The organism is Mycobacterium sp. TH-M11 (genome assembly GCF_057473725.1).
Genome location: NZ_JBYCLD010000080.1, coordinates 1 through 1,614, shown reverse-complemented (window position 1 = coordinate 1,614; position 1,614 = coordinate 1). Strand labels below are relative to the sequence as shown.

The following is a 1,614-nucleotide window of genomic DNA, read 5'->3' as shown; positions in this document are numbered from 1 at the left end:
CGCCGGTGAGCTCCCGCAGCGGCTTCACTTCGACGCCCGCGCTGCTCATATCGAGCAGAAAGTACGTGATGCCATTGTGTTTGGGAGCGCTCGGGTTTGTCCTGGCCAGCAGCGCCCCCCACTGCGAGAACTGTGCCGCAGTGGTCCAGATCTTCTGACCGGTGATCCGCCAGCCGCCGTCGACCTTGGTCGCCTTGGTGGTGAGGCCGGCCAGGTCGGATCCCGCACCGGGCTCGGAAAACAGTTGACACCAAATCATTTCACCGCGAAACGTCGGCGGCAGAAAGCGCTGCTGCTGTTCGGCCGTGCCGAACGCGACAATTGACGGCACGATCCAGGCGGCGATACCCATTGGTGGCCGCCTGACCCGTCCGGTGTCGAACTCCTGGGCGATGATGATCTGCTCGACCGGACTGGCGTCGCGGCCCCACGGCCTCGGTAGGTATGGCAGCACCCAGCCGCCCTCGGCGATTGCGGTGGTGCGCTCCTCGCGGAGGATCTTCTTGAGACCAGCCACTTCTGCGCGGATCTGCTCGCGCAGCTTTTCGGTGTCGGGGTCCAGGTCGATGTCGAGGGGACGCATCCCGGTGCTAGTGGCCGTGTCGACCACCCGTTGCGGGTATGCGGCCTTGCGCCCGAAGCCGGCGGCGATCACCAGAGCCCGCCGGTAGTACACGTTTGTGTCGTGCTCCCAGGTGAACCCGATGCCGCCGTGCACCTGGATGCAATCCTGGGTGCAGCGCTGAGCGGCGGCCGGTGCCAGCGTCGCCGCAACCGCGGCAGCGAATTCGACCTTGGAACTCTCGGTGTCCCAGCCACTTTCGCGGGCCTGGTCGACGGCGCGGGCCGCATCCCACACGGCGGCCGTGGCGCGTTCGGTGTCGGCGATCATCTCGGAGCACTTGTGTTTGACGGCCTGGAACTGGCCGATCGGCCGCCCGAACTGCTCGCGGATCTTGGCGTATTCGGACGCGGTGTCGGTGGCCCATCGCGCGACCCCGACGGCCTCAGCCGACAGCAGCGTGGCGATCAATGCCCGCGCGGTCACCGCGTCGAGGCTGCTCAACACGACGTCGTCGGTGACTTCGACGGCGTTGGCGCGCACATGCGCGATCGGTCGCAGCGGGTCGACGCCGGCGACGGGTTCGATCTCGAGTTGTCCGGCTTGCAGCATCAACCACTCTTCGCCGCTGTCGATCGCCACCGGCAACACCAGCAGCGACGCCTGCGCTGCAGCGGGCACCGCGCGGACTTCGCCGCGGATGACCAGCGAATTGCCCTGTCGCGTCGCGGTCAGCGCGGAATCCAGCGCGTATGCGGCGATGGCGGAGCCGGACGCCAGCTCGGCGAGCACCTTGGCGTCGGGATCGTGTGCCGAGATCAGTGCACTGGCGATCGCCGACGGCACGAACGGCCCGGGTACGGCGCCGTAGCCGAACTCGGCCAGTGTGATCGCCAGCTCGAGAATCCCAAACCCTTGTCCACCGACGGATTCGGCCAGATGGACGCCCTGCAGGCCTTGGTCGGCCGCGGCCTGCCAATACGGCGGCGGGTTGTCGACCGGTGTCTCCAGTGCGGCGTGCAAGACCTCCGAAGGCGCTACCCGCGCCACCA

At 67.7% G+C, this 1,614-nt stretch carries 1 protein-coding gene; it reads right to left on the bottom strand.

Annotated elements, in window-relative coordinates; all coding sequences use genetic code 11:
* Positions 1-1,612: acyl-CoA dehydrogenase family protein (locus AC2VOG_RS03390; protein ID WP_486938505.1), on the bottom strand; the 1,612-nt coding region annotated here is incomplete at its 3' end.
* Positions 1,613-1,614 lie beyond the last annotated feature (2 nt).